The organism is Elioraea tepidiphila DSM 17972, assembly GCF_000378465.1.
GTDB classification, from domain to species: Bacteria; Pseudomonadota; Alphaproteobacteria; order Acetobacterales; family Acetobacteraceae; genus Elioraea; species Elioraea tepidiphila.
In genome coordinates, this window is sequence record NZ_KB899911.1 from 1 (window position 1) to 15,379 (window position 15,379).

Genomic DNA, 15,379 nt, shown 5'->3' on the forward strand with positions numbered 1-15,379 from the left:
GCACGCCAGCCCGCTTGCCGGCATCCACCTCGGCGCGCTTCACCCAATCCAAAAGCGTCCAGGCCGTACAGCCGATCTTGCCCGCGATCGACGTCTCAGCCGCCCATCGCGACGGATGCTCGTGCTCGTGATCCCGCACCATCCGCACCGCGCGCTCGCGGACCTCAGGCGAGAACTTGTTCGTCGTCTTGCTCATGCAGCCTCCACCCTCTCAGGAGTTGGAGCCTCCGGCAAAACCGGAGCGGTTCACTCGTCGACCTCGACCTCGCCGGCAAAGGGCTGCGCCTCTCGGGTGCGGGCGAAGATGATCTCGCGCAGCTCGCGATGGAACAGGATCGCGCTGTCGCGATGGATGCCGACCAGCTCGGCCGCGACCCGTGCCGGCGTACCGGCCACGAAGTGCTCAAGCAGCCGCTGCTGAACCCCCAACGCCAGACGGCTCCGACGACGCTCAACCATCTGACCAACCTAGCCTTTCACCGCTTAGCTAGGTCAGCCCCTAAGCCTTTAACCGCCTTCCCGGGCGTGCGGCAAAGGGGAGGGCGACCGCCGGTGCAACGACGCTAGCAGCCCGTTCCGCCAGAACCGGACATGTCAGCGCCAAGCGATCACCCGTCGCGGTACGGGCTCCGCGCCGACCTTCACCCAGGCCTGTCCTTTCTCCAGCGTCACGAGAGTTGCGCCCGGACCAACGATCCGACGCACGGCCTTTGCATCCGCGTTGGTCCGGAAGGCCACCACCAGCCCCATCTCGTTCAGGAACTCGTCCTCCTCGCCCGAGAAGTCGTCCGGCCCCTGGGAAATCAGTATCACGCAACCGCCCTTCGATCGGCTGAGCCGGATCAGACCGGATAGGCCAGGGAGGCTATTGCCCAGGATGCGACGTGCCTCGTCTATCACGAACAGCACACGGAGTGCACGGTTACCGGCGGCGTCCGTCGGCGCGTCGGGCTGGCTGTTCAGGTGGCGGTCAAGCGCATCGGTCAAGAGTGTGACCACCGACACCTTCACCAGATCCGGCAGTTCGGCGGTCAGCCGGATGACCCAGGAGCGGCCGAAGAACTCCGCCGGGACTAGGTCCGGCCGGAAAAGATCGAAGCGACAGAGATCATCCAGTGTGGTGATGGCGCCGTCTTCGCTCCGGCCCCGCGCGGCATAGACCTGCTTGAGCGCATCCCGCACGTCCGCCAGCCGGCAGGGCATGTGCGCCCGGAGCGCCTGTTCGGCCGCATCGCCGAGGAGGCCCTTCTGTACGGCGCCGAAGCCTGCGCCCTTGAGCGTCGCCAGGCTGTCGCGCAGCCGCTGGGCCGCAAGCGTGACGCCTGTGGGCGAGCGGTCGGCGATCGCCAGCACGTCGAGCGGGATGGGCTGATGTGGCGGAGCCAGCACTGTGGCGCCGAACGCGCGATCAAGAGCGTTCTTATCGTCCGTCATGTCGCCTTTGAAGTCGAACGCGATCAGTGGGACCGGGGGGTAGTGCTGCCGGATGGCGCGCAGCATGAATGTTGCCGTGCGAGTCTTGCCGCTCCCCACACCGCCCATAAAGGCCGCATGTGGACTTCCGCCAGGAGCATTCAGCGGCCACGAAACTTCACTACGCGTCAGAGCGTCCTGGCTCACTTCGCCGATCGGTAGAACCAGAGGCACTATGCCGACCGTGTCGTTGAGCGCGTTGCCCTCGCCGATCCCCGCTGATCGCTTTCCTCCCGTCGGGACCGTCGTCTCGGCGATCAGGCGCCACACCTCATCGCTGTTACCATCCGCTTCATCGAGAAGACTGCTCAGCATGACCGCTCCGCGCGCCCAGTGCGCGCGGACCCAAGCCTGGAACTCCGCGACGTCTTTCGGCGCGCGCCCGGCGTGTTCGATGATCAACGACACCCATGTCGCCGCATCGGTGCCAGTTCCAAACAGGTTCTGCCCGCGGATGATCATTCCCGCGTCGCCAGAGGGCGCGGCGGGTGCCTCTGGAACGGACAGCGACCGGGCGATGGCAAGCCGGGCCGGAATGTTGTGGTTGGCGAATCCGAGAGTGTCCTTCAGGCGTCGAAGGCGCCCATCCGTGTCTTCGGTTGCGCGGAAGGACGTGGATGCGATCTGGTCCAACTGCAACGACGCTGGCTCTTTTGGCGTCATGACTCAGAACCCCTGCCCCGGGAAGTAGCCGGGAACGAGCACCGAGGATCCGAAACCGCCATCCACTCGATGCTCGACGCGGTAGGTGGTCGCAACGCGATCACGGATCGCATCCAGATACGGGCCGACGACCTCCGTGTCGGTCGAGATCAACAGCACCTGTCCTCGGCGCTGCGCGAGGAAGCGCAGGATGTTGAGGCGGTGTTCTTCGTCCAACCGGCCGAGCGGCGTGTCGATCACGAGGGGGAAGTCGCGCTGGGAAACGAATGCGACCGCCGCGAAAAGCGCCTGCGTGAAAACCTGTTTCTCGCCCGCGGATAGATCGAGCTCGCGCAGGTTCTGCCGCGCTTCCCCGAGCAACCGAACCTCTCCGTTGTCCGTGATCTCGACCTCGCGAAACTGGTCCTTCTTGTGCGCCATCACGCCAATAGCGCGGGTCATTTCGTCCGCTATCTCTCGGGTCTGGAGGGGAAGAGCCTCGCGGATCACATCATCCAGCATATCCGCAACCTCCACCGCGCGGCGTGCAAGCCGGGCCGGGCGTTGCGATTGGTCGAGCTGCTCTGACTGCCGCTTGAGATCAGCGCGCTTCTGCCCGAGCTCGGGTTCCCGAGAGGCGATGAAGGCACGCATTTCTCCTTCCTCGCGACGAAGCGCATTGATCTGCCCGTTGAGCTCTACGATCCGTGCGCGCTTCTCATCGAGCTGCGGCGCCGCGACCTGCCTTCCTTCGATTTCGGCGGCGATGGTGCGCAACTCGGCCGCAGCGCGCGACATGTCCGCCAGCAGATCGCAGATGGTTTCTCGGTTTGCGGTACGGCTGCGTTCCAACCTCTCGCGGATTGCCTCGCGCAAGCGGCCCGTTGCATGGCCATGATGGAAGGACTCAGCAGAGTCGTTCGGTGGGGGTTGCCAAAGACGCTCGAGCCCTCGTCGAACCGCATCGCGAACGCGCTCGTGCTGCATCGGGAGCAGAGGAGGCTCGACGCCGGCGAGGTCGGTGCCGATGGCGGCCAGGACTCCTTCGGCGCGACCCTGCGTCTCCATCAGCGCGGCGAGCCATTGATCGCGCCGGCGTTCGGCGTCGAGCCGCCTCTCGACCATCTCGCGCAACGCATCGCCCGCCATCGCGAAGGGAAGATCGGCCTCGGCCATGGCGAACAAGTTTTCGATGGCACGCTCTCGCCGCTTCTCCTCAACGTGGCGGCGCGTCTGTAGTTCCTGGAGATCGGCCTGCGTGCCGGCGCCATACCCGGCGAGTTCCTGAGTCAACGCATCGCGTTCCCCTTCCGCATCGGCAAGCTGCGGCGCCAGCTCCTCGAGCCGCGCCTTCGCGTCGTTGATCGCCTTTTCCAGAGTTTCGCAGTCTCGTTGCAGCGCCAGGATGCGTTCTCCGGTCACGCCCCTGGCTACTTGTGCGCGTCTGGCGTTGGCGTAGTTGCGCAGGCTGTCCGCCAATCGGCGGAGCCAGACGAGCCCCAGCAGTCCCTCGATCCCCTCGCGGACCTGCTGGCCCATGTCGCGCTCGGCGTAAGCGGACGCCGCCTCGCCGTCGAACAGGAAGTACGTGGCCAAGTTCGAGGGCAGGAACTCCTGGGCCACCCAGTCCCGATACCATCCCTCCACGTCCGCTTCCGACCGTGGCGCTTCCACTGGCCGTCGCTCCAGGCCCCTCAGGATCCGCACATCCTCGGCGCCGCTGCCCCGCAACATGCCGTTCTCGGCGAAGTGCCAGGCGCGGGTGATGGTAATCGGGATCCCTGCCTCGTTCTCGAAGCCGAGCTCGATACGGCAGTCCAGTTGACCGTTCTTCAGCGCGCGACGGTTCAGCGCCCGGCTCATGAAGTCGCGGAAGTTGAGGGCGCGACGCTCTTCGTCGGCGGCGAACCCTGCACGGAGGATCAGGCGTATGCCGTCGCGTCCATAGAGCCCAAGGGCGATCGCTTCGAACAGGGTGGTCTTCCCGAACCCATTCTTGCCCCCGATCAAAATGACGTTCCGGCCGTCCACGGGCTTGGGAAGGTCGATGCGCGTCGTCTCGTACGCCTTGAAGTTGCGGAGGGTGATGCTGCGCAGGTGCATCAGGTGCGCTCCCCGGTCCCATTGACAGGCTCATCGCCGGGGCTGTCCAGGATGTCGTCGAAGGCCTGCCAGAGGCCGGCCCGCTTTGCCATGGAGTCCTTCTCGATCACTTCATCTACAAGTTGTCGCAGGCTCGCGACCTCGAGGCCAACGCGGCGGCAATGCTTCCGCAGGAGCGACTGTCCGTCCTTGGAGGCAAACAACGTGACGTACTCGCGCGCCAATTTATCCTCCCTGGCAAATGCGTGGTTCTAGATGACTGCGTCGGCTGCCCATCCCGCCGCCTGGGCGGCATCCTCCGCCCAGATCGTCCTGATCCGTGCGATCTCGTCTGCGGTTATCAGCGTCCGCCCTGTGCGGTCCTGAAGCGCGACAAGGCGCGTGAGGATCTCGCGGCGCGTGTCAAACGTGTAGGGTCCGGGCACGAACACGCCGTCGTCCGTCACCGTGATCCTACCGTTCCGCCGTCGTGCCATGCGTCGATTTGGGTCGTTCCGAATCGAAGCAAGCCAGTCACGAAACGCGATCAGCGGGCCGAACTCGCCGAACCCGGACTCGACAAAGCCTTCAAGGCTCCGGTCCTTTTCCACGACCGTGCAGGTCCAGCATCCGAACCGCGACGACGTGGTGCCGCAGGACGGTACGTCCGTTTTCTGCGTCACGACCGGGCACTCGCCACCACCGGCGTCTCGATACAGCTTGATCAGCGCCGCGTGGCTGCCACCCCAAGGCGGTGCCACCGATGCCAAGAACTCCCAGACATCGTCGGTCGAAAGCTCGACGATTGGTCGATAGACCATGCACCCAACAAGATCGTTGTGCCGATTGAGCCGGGAGCCGTTGTCGTAGCGGCCCACGCTTCCGGCGCGGGTCGGGCTCTCGTCTCGCCGCACGCCCAAGAGCAGGATCACCTCGCCGGATGCTGCAGCCTGCGCGCGGATGTAGCGGCTGGTCGGCTGGATCTTCATGCGATCCGTGCACCAGCGGAACGAACGGTTCGGTGAGGGGTAACCTCGCCCGATCAGGTTCACCCAGAACGTCGCATCTGGGTCCGGCCTCGTCGTGACGATAGTCACTGGTAACCGCCAAGCGTCCGCCGCTCTGCGCATCTCGGCCTGTACCGCCGCGATATGCGCCATCACCAGCGGGCTCTCTACCAGAGTGTCATTGGAAACGATATGCACCGGTCGTCGTCTGTCGTCTGGTGCAAGGGACAACAGCAGGTCGAACACGAGATGCGCGACAAGCGTACTGTCCTTGCCGCCCGAGAAGCCTACGATCCACGGAAACCCGTGCGGCTGGAGATATTCGTCCCGCAACTCGGCCCGAATCGCGGCGATCGCCGCGCCAAGCGCAGTCTCAAGGGGAGGGGGGGACCAAACGGACTCGTCACGGATGATTTCTTGGCGCGCTGCGCGCGCTCTGGCAAGCAATAGTGGGAAAGGGCCGCGCGAAGCTGGCCCTCGGGTCGGCGCAGCGCCGCCTACCCTTCCCCTCTCCCCCGCACCCCTCTCCCTTCTACCCGCGCAACGGCTGGCTCACCCCGCCGTCACGTTGTTCTCGCGGATCACCTGCCGCCACCGCGCCACCTCGCGGCCCACGAAGTCCTGCATGAAGTTCGGCTCCATGATCGTCCCCTCGAACCCCAGCTCCAGCATCCGCGCGCGCACCTCCTCCAACGCCAGCACCGCGCGCAACTCCGTGTTCCACCGCTCCACCAAGGCACCCGGCACGCCCGCCGCCGCCGCGAACCCGAACCAGTTCACCGCCGACGCATCCCCCAACCCCACCTCGCCAAAATGCGGCACATCCGGCAACGCCGCCGACCGCGAAGCCGCACTCACCGCCAGCGGCCGCAACCGCCCCGCCCGGAGATGTCCGATCGCCGCCGGCATCGTCTCCATGATCGACGGCACCACATTCGCCAGCACATCGATCAACGCCGGCCCCGCCCCGCGATACGGCACGAAGGTCAGCTCGATCCCCGCCACGCGCTGGAACTGCAACCCGATCAGATGCGACGCCGTGCCATTGCCGCCATACGCCATCGCCACATCGCCAGGCTTCGCCTTCGCCGCCGCTAGGAACTCCTGAAGCGTCCGCGCCGGATGCGACGGATGGACGCAGATCACCATCGGCAGCGACCCGAACAGCCCGACATGGCTGAAATCGTTCTGCGGATGATAGGTCACGTTCGGGAACAGCGTCGGGCTCGATCCATGCGGCGCGAAGTTCGTCGTCATCACGATATGCGTATCGCCGCGCGCCCGCGCCAGCAGGTCGGCCGCGATCGTCCCACCCGCGCCGGCGCGGTTCTCCACCACTATCGGCTGGCCGATCCGCGGGCCGAGATGCTCGGCCAGCAGGCGCGAGAGGATGTCCGCCGTGCCCGCCGGCGGGAACGGAATGATCCAGCGCACCGGCCGCTCCGGCCAGCCGGCCTGCGCGCGTGCCGGCAACGCCGCCCGAGCGAGTCCCAGCGCGGCCAGGCCGCGACGCGTCATCGTCGTCATGCTCCGTGTCTCCCGCACTGTTGGCGCGTCACTGCGCGCTGACGCCACTCTAGTCCGCAGACCCCAGCGGGCAATCACCGGCGCCGTCAAAAAGACCGTGGGGGGACCACGCTGGTCCCCCCACACCCCCCTGCGCTACCCGCGCAACGGCAGATGCAGCGCCGTGAGCCACTCCGATGGAGGCAGGTCGCGCGGTTCGTTCAGATACTCCTCGAAGCACGGCCGATCCGCCGGCTCCTCGCCGCTCCGCGGCAGCCACGCGCCATAGAGCCACCGATACGGCCGCTCCAGCTCCGCATACGGCCCCTTGAACACCAGCACCGCCGCGCGGCACGCCGGAATCTCGGTGATCGTCACCGCGTCGTCGCCCACGACGTCCGGGCCAACCGCCACGCACGCATCGCTGCGCAGCTTCGCCACAGGCACCGCCGCCGGATCGTCGTGATACACGCCGAACCAGCGCGCACCGGCCAGCCCGCGCGCCGATGCCCACGCCATCAGCCGGTCGAACACCGCGTCGATCCCCTGGTAGTCGCCGACATGCCGCATCGCCGCCACGCGCACACCCGCGAACGGGCGGATCGCAACCTCATACATGACATCCTCTCCTTCGGAACGAGTGACACCCGGAAGGACGCCGATGCCGCCCCGCGCCCGATACGTCGCCGGCGCCACGCCATGCGCCGCGCGGAACGCACGCCCGAACGCCGCGACACCCGAATACCCCGCCCGCCGCGCCACCTGCGGCAACGGCAGCCGCCCGCGCAGCAGATCGGCCGCCGCGCGCTGCATGCGGATGCGCCGGCGCGTCTCCGCCACGGTCTCGCCCATCATCGCGGTCCAGACGCGGTGGAAGTGGAACGGCGACAGCGCCGCCGCCTCCGCCAGACGCTCGATCGAGAGCTCCTCGTCAGGTCGCGCCGCCATCAGGCGCAGCGCCCGGCCGAGCCGGTCGGCATAGGATGTCAGGGTCGCGGAACGAGGCGGCATCGGTGTCCCTCCGGTGCCGTCACCCTGCCCTCGGCGATGATGCAGCGCTTGCGGACTTTACCCGGTGAGCCGCGCCTCGATCGCGTCCCAGATATAGGCTTCGAGATGCACGCCATCGAACCGCGCCACCTCCTGCAATCCCGTCGGCGAGGTCACGTTGATCTCGGTCAGGTAGTCGCCGATCACGTCGATGCCGACGAAGATCATGCCGCGCTCGCGCAACGCCGGGCCGATGCGCCGGCAGATCTCCTTCTCGCGTTCGGTCAGCGTGGTCTTCTCCGGCCGCCCGCCGACATGCATGTTCGACCGCGCCTCGCCCGCCGCCGGCACGCGGTTGATCGCGCCCATCGCCTCGCCGTCCACCAGGATGATGCGCTTGTCGCCCTGCCGCACCTCCGGCACGTAGCGCTGGATCACCAGCGGCTCGCGCGAGCGTTCGGTGAACAGCTCCAGGAGCGCGTTCAGGTTCATGTCGTCCGACTTCACCAGGAACACGCCGGCGCCGCCGTTGCCGAACAGCGGCTTCAGGATCAGGTCGCCGTGTTCGCGCCGGAACGCCATGATCTGGTCACGGTCGGCGGTGATCAGGGTCGGCGGCATCAGGTCGGGGAAATGCGTGACGAACAGCTTCTCCGGCGCGTTGCGCACGCTCGCCGGATCGTTCACCACCAGCGTGTCGGGGTGGATGTGTTCGAGGATATGCGTCGCGGTGATGTAGGCCATGTCGAAGGGCGGGTCCTGGCGCATCAGCACCACGTCCATGGTGCCGAGGTCGAGCTCCTCCCACGGCCCGAGGGTGAAATGATTGCCGTGCTCGCGCCGCAGCGTCAGCGCCCGCGCCTTCGCCAGCACCCGCCCGGCCGACAGCGCCAGGTGCCGCGGCAGGTAGTGCCACAGCCGGTGGCCGCGCTTCTGCGCCTCCAGCCCCAGCACGAAGCTGCTGTCCGCGTCGATGTTGATGGTCTCGATCGGATCCATCTGGATCGCAACCGCGAGGCTTTCGGCCATGGCGTGCTCTTCCCCGGAGGTTATGGCGGGAACTTGGCGAGGCGCGCGGCGCGGGGCAAGGCCAGGGGGCGCTCACGCGGCTCTGCGCTGTGTTTCCGCCGCCGAGCCCCTATCTTGCTCGCATGAAGCGTCGCCCCCTGATCGCTGTCCTCGCCGCCCTGCCGCTGCCTGCGCTCGCCCAGCAGTCGCGCAGCCTGCCCGGCCGCCCGCCGCCGCCCGCCGGCGCCGCCCAGGCCCCGGCCCAGCGCGCCGCCGAGCCCGCCGTGCTGACCGAGCAGGACCGTGCCGATCTCGCCCGGATCGAGACCTATCTCGACGGCGTGCGCACGCTCACCGCCCGCTTCGTGCAGATGGACGCGCGCGGCGGCACGGCCGAGGGCACGCTCTGGCTCCAGCGCCCGGGCCGGATGCGCTTCGAGTACGACCCGCCGGCGCAGATCCTGCTGGTGGCGGACGGCACCTTCGTCATCTTCCACGACAAGTCGGTGCGCCAGACCAGCCACATCCCGATCGGCGCCACGCCGCTCTCGGTGCTGCTCGCCGAGCGCATCCGCCTCACCGGCGGCGACGTCGTGCCGACGCGCATCGAGCGCACGCCCGGCGTGATTCAGGTGACGCTGGTGCGCGCGGGGCGCAGCGGCGAGGGCAGCCTGACGCTCACCTTCAACGACCCGCCGCTCGCGCTCCGGCAATGGACGGTGGTGGACGCGCAGGCGCAGGCGGTGCGCGTCAGCCTGTTCAATGCTGAGACCGGCGGGCGGTTCGATCCGGCGCTGTTCCGGTTCGTCGATCCGCAGTTCTTCGAGCCGCGACGGGATTAGCGGTCAGACGCCCTTCCAGGCGCGGAACCAGGCGATGAAGCGCGGAATGCCCTCGTCGATCGGCGTGGTCGGCGCGAAGCCGAAATCGGCCTGCGCGCGGGCGATGTCGGCATAGGTCTCGGCCACGTCGGCGCGCGGCTTGGCGGCGTGCTGGCGCACCGCCTGCCTGCCGAGCGCCTGCTCGATCAGCGCGATGTAGCGGTCCAGCACCTCGGAGCGGTGGTTGCCGAGATTGTAGATGCGGTGCGGCGGCCCGCCCGGCTCGTCGGGGCGCGCCGCCACCGCCGGTCCGGCATCGAGACAGCCGAGCAGTCCGGCGACGATGTCGTCGATATAGGTGAAGTCGCGCTTCAGCTTGCCCTCGCCGTAGACGGTGATCGGCCGGCCCTCGGTGATCGCCTCGGCGAACAGGAAGGCGGCCATGTCCGGCCGGCCCCACGGCCCGTAGACGGTAAAGAAGCGCAGGCCCGTGCACGGGATGCCGTGCAGATGCGCATACGACGTCGCGATCATCTCGCCGCTGCGCTTGGAGGCGGCGTAGAGGCTGTAGGGCCTCTCCACCGGGTCGGTCTCGCTGAAGGGCAGCTTGGTGTTGCCGCCATAGACCGAGGATGACGAGGCATAGACCACGTGCGTGAGCCGCTTCAGCCGGCGCGCCAGCTCCAGCACCGTCACCTGCCCCATCAGGTTGGCATCGACATAGGCGTAGGGGTTCACCTCGGCGTAGCGCACCCCTGCCTGGGCGGCGAGATGGACGATCCGGTCGATCGTCGGATGCGTCTCGGCGAGGCCGAGCACCGCCGCGCGATCGGCGAGATCGCCGCGCACCATGGTGAAGCCGGGGTCCCGCGCCAGCACCCGCAGCCGCGCCTCCTTCAATGTCACGTCGTAATAGGTGTTGACCGAGTCGAACCCGACCACGCGCTCGCCGCGGGCCAGCAGGGCGCGCGCCAGATGGAAGCCGATGAAGCCGGCCGCGCCGGTCAGCAGGATCGTCATGCGCCGCCGGATACAGGGCGGCCATGCCGCCGGCAAGTCACGCGAGATGGCACGCCACGCGATGGCCCGGCGCGACGGCGCGCAGCGCCGGCACGGTCTCGGCGCAGCGCGGCTCGGCGAGCGGGCAGCGCGTGCGGAACCGGCAGCCCGAGGGGGGTGCGCTGGGCGAGGGGATCTCGCCGCGCAGCACCACGCGCGCGCGCTTCTCGCCGCCCGGATCGGGCACGGCCGAGAGCAGCGCCCGAGTATAGGGGTGCAGCGGGGCGGCGAACAGCGTCTCGCGCGGCGCCTGCTCCACCACAACGCCGAGATACATCACCGCCACCTCGTCGGCCATGTGCCGCACCACCGCGAGGTTGTGGCTGATGAACAGCATGGAGAGGCGCCGCTCGCGCTGGAGATCCTTCATCAGGTTCAGCACCTGCGCCTGCACCGAGACGTCGAGCGCCGAGACCGGCTCGTCGGCGACGATCAGCGCCGGGTCGAGCGCGAGCGCGCGCGCGAGCCCGATGCGCTGGCGCTGGCCGCCCGAGAACTGGTGCGGGTGGCGCGCGGCGTGGTGCGCGGCGAGCCCCACCGCGTCGAGCAGCCGGCGCACCCGGCGGCCGCGTTCGGCCGCATCGCCGATGCGATGGATCAGGAACGGCTCCTCGAGGATCTCGCGCACGGTCATGCGCGGATCGAGCGAGCCGAACGGGTCCTGGAACACGATCTGCATCCGCCGGCGCAGCGCGCGCAGCCGTGCCGCGTCGGCCGCGCGCACATCCTCGCCCGCGAAGAGGATGCTGCCGTGGTCGGCCTCGATCAGCCGCAGCACCAGCCGCCCCGTCGTCGACTTGCCGCAGCCGGACTCGCCCACGAGCCCGAGCGTGCCGCCCTCCGGCACGTCGAGATCGATCCCGTCCACCGCGCGCACGGGCGGCGGGGGCTCGCGGAACAGCCCGGCGCGGCCGCGGAAGTGCTTGGTCAGGCCGCGCACCGACAGGATCGATGTCACGACGCCACCGCGTAGTCCGTCAGGCGGATGCACGCCGCGGCGCGTGCGTCACCCGCCGGCAGCAGGGGCGGCAGCCCGGCCTCGCAGGGCGCCTTGGCGTGGGCGCAGCGCGGCGCGAAGCGGCAGCCCGGCGGCAGCGCGAAGGGCGGCGGCACCTGGCCGGGGATCGAGGCGAGACGCTCCGCCGTCGTATCGAGCCGCGGCAGGCTCGCGAGCAGCCCCTCGGTGTAGGGATGGCGCGGCGCGGCGAACAGCGCCTCGGCCGGCGCGGTCTCGACCACGCGCGCGGCGTACATCACCGCCACCCGGTCGGCGAAGTCCGACACCACGCCGAGATCGTGCGTGATCAGGATCACCGCCATGCCGAGCTCGGCGCGCAGCCGGCGCAGGAGGTCGATGATCTGCGCCTGCACCGTCGCGTCGAGCGCCGTGGTGGGTTCGTCGGCGATCAGCAGCGCGGGGCGGCAGGCGAGCGCCATCGCGATCATCACGCGCTGGCGCATCCCGCCCGAGAACTCGTGCGGATAGGCGGAGAGCCGCTCGGCCGCGTTCGGGATCTCGACCAGCGACAGCAGCCGCGCGGCCTCCGCGCGCGCCGCCGCCGCCGACATCGCCGCGTGCCAGGTGAGCGCCTCGGCGATCTGGTGCCCGACCGTGAACACCGGGTTCAGGCTGGTCATCGGCTCCTGGAAGATCATCGCGATGCGGTCGCCGCGCACCTGGCGCATCTCGCGCTCGCCGAGCGTGAGCAGGTCGCGCCCCTCGAACAGCACCGCGCCGGAGATGCGTCCCGGCTCGGGCACGAGCCGTGTGAGCGCCAGCGCCGTCATCGACTTGCCGCAGCCGGACTCGCCGACGATCGCCAGCACCTCGCCGGGCGCGACCGCGAACGAGACGTCCTCCACCACCGCCCAGGGGCCGAAGCGCACCGTCAGCCCGCGCACGTCGAGCCCGAGCTGGACGCGCAGGCGCTGAAGCTCCTCCGCGGTGGCCGAGGGGCCCGCCATCTCGCTCGCCATGTCGCCCGGCACCAGCGCGATGATCGCGAATGCGACGAGCGAGACGACGAGCAGGACCGGGATCGCGGAGACGAGCCGCCCGATCGTGTAGCGCAGCACGTGACCGACGGTCCGCCGGGGCCGCGTCAGCGCGGCGGGGCGAAGGCGGCGCCGACCGATCGCGGCCGACCCGCAGTGCCGGTCGCGCGCGCCGCCTGCGGTGCCATGATGCTCCGGCGTTTCATTCCCTGCCCCCTCGTGCGGACTGTCGACGCCATGCAACAATGCGACGTCGCCTTGAGGCGATCAACGGCCAATCCGGAACCGATCGACGCTGGCACGGTTCGGGGGAGGCGTGGATCGCCGCCTTGCGCGGCAGGCAACGGAAAGGGAGTGCCATGGCGTCGGTGATCCGGTCGATCTCGTCGAGCGCCGCCGACGAGGCGGAGTGGGCGCTCCGCTGCGACATGGCGGCGATCTTCCGGCTGTGCGCCCGCTTCGGCTGGAGCGAGAAGATCGGCAACCACAACTCCGTGATGCTGCCGGGCGACGAGCCGCTGTTCCTGATCAACCCGCGCGGCCATCTGTTCTGCGAGCTGCGCGCCTCCGACCTGATCGTCTGCGATCTCGACGGCAGGGTGATCAGCGGACGGGGCGAGCTGCGCAAGGTCGCCTTCCACATCCATGCGCGCATCCATCTCGGCAACCCGAACGCGGTCGCGGTGATCCATGTGCACCCGCAATACCTGACGGCGCTGTCGATGATCGATGGCGGCCGGCTCGCGCTGTCGCACCACAACAACCTGATCCTGAACGACCGCGTCGCTTACGATACGGAAGGCTATGCGCCGGTGGACGACGACGAGGAGGGCGACCGGATCGCGCGGCTGCTCGGCGAGAAGACCATCCTGGTGATGGCGCATCACGGCGTGACGGTGGTCGGGCCGACGCCCCATGAGGCGTTCGACGAACTGTGCAGCGCCGAGCGGACCTGCATGTACCAGATCACGGCGATGCAGACCGGACAGAGGCTGCGCGAGATCCCCGACCAGTACCGGCTGAACTATCTCGGCCGCTGGGGCGAGAAGCGCGACGCGCGCCTGCATCTCGACGCCTGGCGGCGCGTGCTCGACCGGCAGGAGCCGGACTACGCCACCTGACGCGAGGGGCGGCGGCCGGGACCGCCGGCCGCCGCCGTTTCGTCAGGCGAACCAGCAATCCCACATGCGCGGGATGCGATAGGGCTTGTAGTTCTCCACGTTCGCCCGCGTCGCCTGGACGATGCCGACATCGCCGCACTTGATGGCGATCGCCTGGTCGTACATGCGCGCCTGGAAGTCGGCGACCGCCTTCTTGCGGTCGGCCTCGGCGAGCGAGGTGGTGAGCCGGCGCTGCGCGTCCTCGATCACGGGATCGCGCTCGTGCTGCACTGGCGCGTGGCCCGAGAAGAACCCGACCACGCCATAGGGGCCCTCATAGGGCTCGATTCCCAGCATCAGTGTCCAGATGTGCCAGCCCTCGCGCCGCGTGCGCTGGCTGAGGGCGGACGGCCAGTCGAGCACGACCAGGCGCACATTCACGCCGATCGCCTTGAGCTGCTCCGCGGTCACCTCGCCGGCGGCCTTGTGGTTGGAGAACGAGGAGTCGGAGAGGACGATCACCTCCTCGTTGCGGTAGCCGGCCTCGCGCAGCAGGGCGCGCGCGCGGTCGGGGTTCTTGATATTGTAGAGCTCCTTGCCGACATCGCCGGCGAAATAGGTCGTGCCGGGATGCTGCCAGCCATGCGTCATGCGGTAGAGCCCGTCGGTGGAGATCGCCATGATCTCCTCGAGGTCGAGGGCCGCCTGCACGGCGCGGCGGAACGCGACGTTGTTGGTCGGGCCCTGGGCGTGGTTCATCATCAGCGTCTGGTAGGCCCAGGGGATCATCTCGTAGGTGCGGATGTTGCGGTCGGTGCGCAGCCGCTGCGCGGCCGGCACGGCCAGCGCCTCGAGCACGTGCAGCTCGCCCGTCTGCAAGCCGGCGGTGCGGGCGCCGCCCTCGGGCATGAAGCGGATCGTGATGGCGTCGAAATGCGCGGTCTTGCGGCCGCCGAACCCGTCACGCTCGCGGAAGTTCGAGTTCGCCGTGTAGTCGTCGAAGCGGGCGAGCCGGACATGGCTGTCGGGCCGGTACTCGACGAAGCGGAACGGACCGGTGCCGATGATCTCGATCCGGTTCGCCTCCTTCGCCGCCTCGTCGGCCGGGATGATGGCGCAGGGCGCGCGCGGGCTGGACAGCCCGGCGATGAAGCCCGGATAGGGCTCCTTCAGCTTCACGACCACCGTGCGCGCATCGGGGGTCTCGATCGCGTCCACGGGGCGCATGATGAAGGCCGAGCCGCCCACCTTGCCGTAGCGCTCGAGCGAGGCCTTCACGTCGGTCGCGTCCATCACCTTGCCGTTGTGGAACTTCACCCCGGTTCGCAGGGCGAAACGGTAGGTCAGGCCGTCGGACGAGATGTCCACGCCCTCGGCGAGATCGGGCATCGGATTGCCGGCCTCGTCGCGGGCGAACAGCGTCTCGTAGATGTGCAGGTTGATGTTGCGGCTGGCCTGCGCCGTGGTGGTTTGCGCATCCAGGCTCGGCGGCTGCGCCTGCTGCGCCACCACCACCTCGCCGCCGCGCTTCTGCGCGATCGCCGGCGCGCCGAGCACCGCGGCGCCGAGCCCCGCCACCGACGCCTGACCGAGTTGCCTGCGCGTGATCATCGCTCTCGCCTCCCATCGGTTGTGCGACGGAATGATGGCGCGCGGCGGGGCACTTGGCAAACGGCGCGTGCGGCGCGACAGTCAC

At 68.9% G+C, this 15,379-nt stretch carries 15 protein-coding genes; 2 read left to right on the forward strand and 13 right to left on the reverse strand.

Translation table 11 applies throughout. The features are described from left to right. The 9 genes from F563_RS0101560 to gshB form a co-directional block, all read right to left on the reverse strand. A partial coding sequence (locus F563_RS0101560) for a hypothetical protein (RefSeq protein ID WP_019012882.1) occupies positions 1-196 on the reverse strand: 196 nt, incomplete at its 3' end. Positions 197-246: 50 nt separating this feature from the next. After that, positions 247-459, reverse strand: coding sequence for a hypothetical protein (locus F563_RS25940; RefSeq protein WP_026299235.1), 213 nt, complete (start codon positions 457-459; stop codon positions 247-249). Between the two features lie 135 nt (positions 460-594). Then, positions 595-2,106 carry a DndE family protein gene (locus F563_RS0101570; protein ID WP_211211320.1) on the reverse strand — a complete coding sequence of 504 codons (1,512 nt, stop codon included), beginning with the start codon at positions 2,104-2,106 and terminating at the stop codon, positions 595-597. 33 nt (positions 2,107-2,139) lie between these two features. Next, entirely contained in the window at positions 2,140-4,218 is a 2,079-nt protein-coding gene (gene dndD / locus F563_RS0101575) for a DNA sulfur modification protein DndD (RefSeq protein WP_019012885.1), read from the reverse strand. Beyond that, entirely contained in the window at positions 4,218-4,442 is a 225-nt protein-coding gene (locus F563_RS0101580; protein ID WP_019012886.1) for a hypothetical protein, read from the reverse strand. Before F563_RS0101580 ends, dndD begins: the two co-directional genes overlap by 1 nt. A 27-nt stretch (positions 4,443-4,469) precedes the next feature. Beyond that, positions 4,470-5,537: a DNA phosphorothioation system sulfurtransferase DndC gene (dndC, locus tag F563_RS0101585; RefSeq protein ID WP_245557084.1), complete on the reverse strand. Its 1,068-nt coding sequence runs from the start codon at positions 5,535-5,537 to the stop codon at positions 4,470-4,472. Between the two features lie 219 nt (positions 5,538-5,756). Continuing rightward, positions 5,757-6,731 carry a Bug family tripartite tricarboxylate transporter substrate binding protein gene (locus F563_RS0101590; RefSeq protein ID WP_019012888.1) on the reverse strand — a complete coding sequence of 325 codons (975 nt, stop codon included), beginning with the start codon at positions 6,729-6,731 and terminating at the stop codon, positions 5,757-5,759. Positions 6,732-6,866: 135 nt separating this feature from the next. After that, positions 6,867-7,721 (reverse strand): AraC family transcriptional regulator, encoded by an 855-nt coding sequence (locus F563_RS0101595; RefSeq protein ID WP_019012889.1) that lies wholly within the window; start codon positions 7,719-7,721, stop codon positions 6,867-6,869. A 57-nt stretch (positions 7,722-7,778) separates the two neighbouring features. Beyond that, positions 7,779-8,729 carry a glutathione synthase gene (gene gshB / locus F563_RS0101600; RefSeq protein ID WP_019012890.1) on the reverse strand — a complete coding sequence of 317 codons (951 nt, stop codon included), beginning with the start codon at positions 8,727-8,729 and terminating at the stop codon, positions 7,779-7,781. Between the two features lie 122 nt (positions 8,730-8,851). Here gshB and F563_RS0101605 point away from each other — a divergent pair, with 122 nt between their 5' ends. Beyond that, positions 8,852-9,550: a LolA family protein gene (locus F563_RS0101605; protein WP_019012891.1), complete on the forward strand. Its 699-nt coding sequence runs from the start codon at positions 8,852-8,854 to the stop codon at positions 9,548-9,550. Between the two features lie 3 nt (positions 9,551-9,553). On the opposite strand, the gene F563_RS0101610 is transcribed toward F563_RS0101605, so the two are convergent. Genes F563_RS0101610 through F563_RS0101620 form a run of 3 tightly spaced genes read right to left on the reverse strand, consistent with a single transcriptional unit; the run spans position 9,554 to position 12,664 of the window. Then, on the reverse strand, positions 9,554-10,549 hold the full coding sequence (locus tag F563_RS0101610) for an NAD-dependent epimerase/dehydratase family protein (RefSeq protein ID WP_019012892.1): 996 nt from the start codon (positions 10,547-10,549) through the stop codon (positions 9,554-9,556). Positions 10,550-10,586: 37 nt separating this feature from the next. Next, positions 10,587-11,546, reverse strand: coding sequence for an ABC transporter ATP-binding protein (locus F563_RS0101615; RefSeq protein WP_019012893.1), 960 nt, complete (start codon positions 11,544-11,546; stop codon positions 10,587-10,589). Further along, positions 11,543-12,664 (reverse strand): ABC transporter ATP-binding protein, encoded by a 1,122-nt coding sequence (locus F563_RS0101620; protein ID WP_019012894.1) that lies wholly within the window; start codon positions 12,662-12,664, stop codon positions 11,543-11,545. The genes F563_RS0101615 and F563_RS0101620 overlap by 4 nt, the downstream gene beginning before the upstream one ends. Positions 12,665-12,942: 278 nt before the next feature. Between F563_RS0101620 and F563_RS0101625 the strand changes: the two genes are divergently transcribed. Then, positions 12,943-13,704: a class II aldolase/adducin family protein gene (locus F563_RS0101625; RefSeq protein WP_019012895.1), complete on the forward strand. Its 762-nt coding sequence runs from the start codon at positions 12,943-12,945 to the stop codon at positions 13,702-13,704. Positions 13,705-13,746: 42 nt separating this feature from the next. Here F563_RS0101625 and F563_RS0101630 read toward each other — a convergent pair whose 3' ends face one another. Then, positions 13,747-15,294, reverse strand: a complete 1,548-nt coding sequence (locus F563_RS0101630) for an ABC transporter substrate-binding protein (protein WP_019012896.1) — start codon at positions 15,292-15,294, stop codon at positions 13,747-13,749. Positions 15,295-15,379 lie beyond the last annotated feature (85 nt).

What these genes read in the sequence shown, in the direction of transcription:
- F563_RS25940 (WP_026299235.1), bottom strand. Translation starts at nt 459, where the DNA reads ATGGTTGAGCGTCGTCGGAGCCGTCTGGCGTTGGGGGTTCAGCAGCGG.
- dndD (WP_019012885.1), bottom strand. Translation starts at nt 4,218, where the DNA reads ATGCACCTGCGCAGCATCACCCTCCGCAACTTCAAGGCGTACGAGACG.
- F563_RS0101590 (WP_019012888.1), bottom strand. Translation starts at nt 6,731, where the DNA reads ATGACGACGATGACGCGTCGCGGCCTGGCCGCGCTGGGACTCGCTCGG.
- F563_RS0101595 (WP_019012889.1), bottom strand. Translation starts at nt 7,721, where the DNA reads ATGCCGCCTCGTTCCGCGACCCTGACATCCTATGCCGACCGGCTCGGC.
- gshB (WP_019012890.1), bottom strand. Translation starts at nt 8,729, where the DNA reads ATGGCCGAAAGCCTCGCGGTTGCGATCCAGATGGATCCGATCGAGACC.
- F563_RS0101605 (WP_019012891.1), top strand. Translation starts at nt 8,852, where the DNA reads ATGAAGCGTCGCCCCCTGATCGCTGTCCTCGCCGCCCTGCCGCTGCCT.
- F563_RS0101610 (WP_019012892.1), bottom strand. Translation starts at nt 10,549, where the DNA reads ATGACGATCCTGCTGACCGGCGCGGCCGGCTTCATCGGCTTCCATCTG.
- F563_RS0101625 (WP_019012895.1), top strand. Translation starts at nt 12,943, where the DNA reads ATGGCGTCGGTGATCCGGTCGATCTCGTCGAGCGCCGCCGACGAGGCG.
- F563_RS0101630 (WP_019012896.1), bottom strand. Translation starts at nt 15,294, where the DNA reads ATGATCACGCGCAGGCAACTCGGTCAGGCGTCGGTGGCGGGGCTCGGC.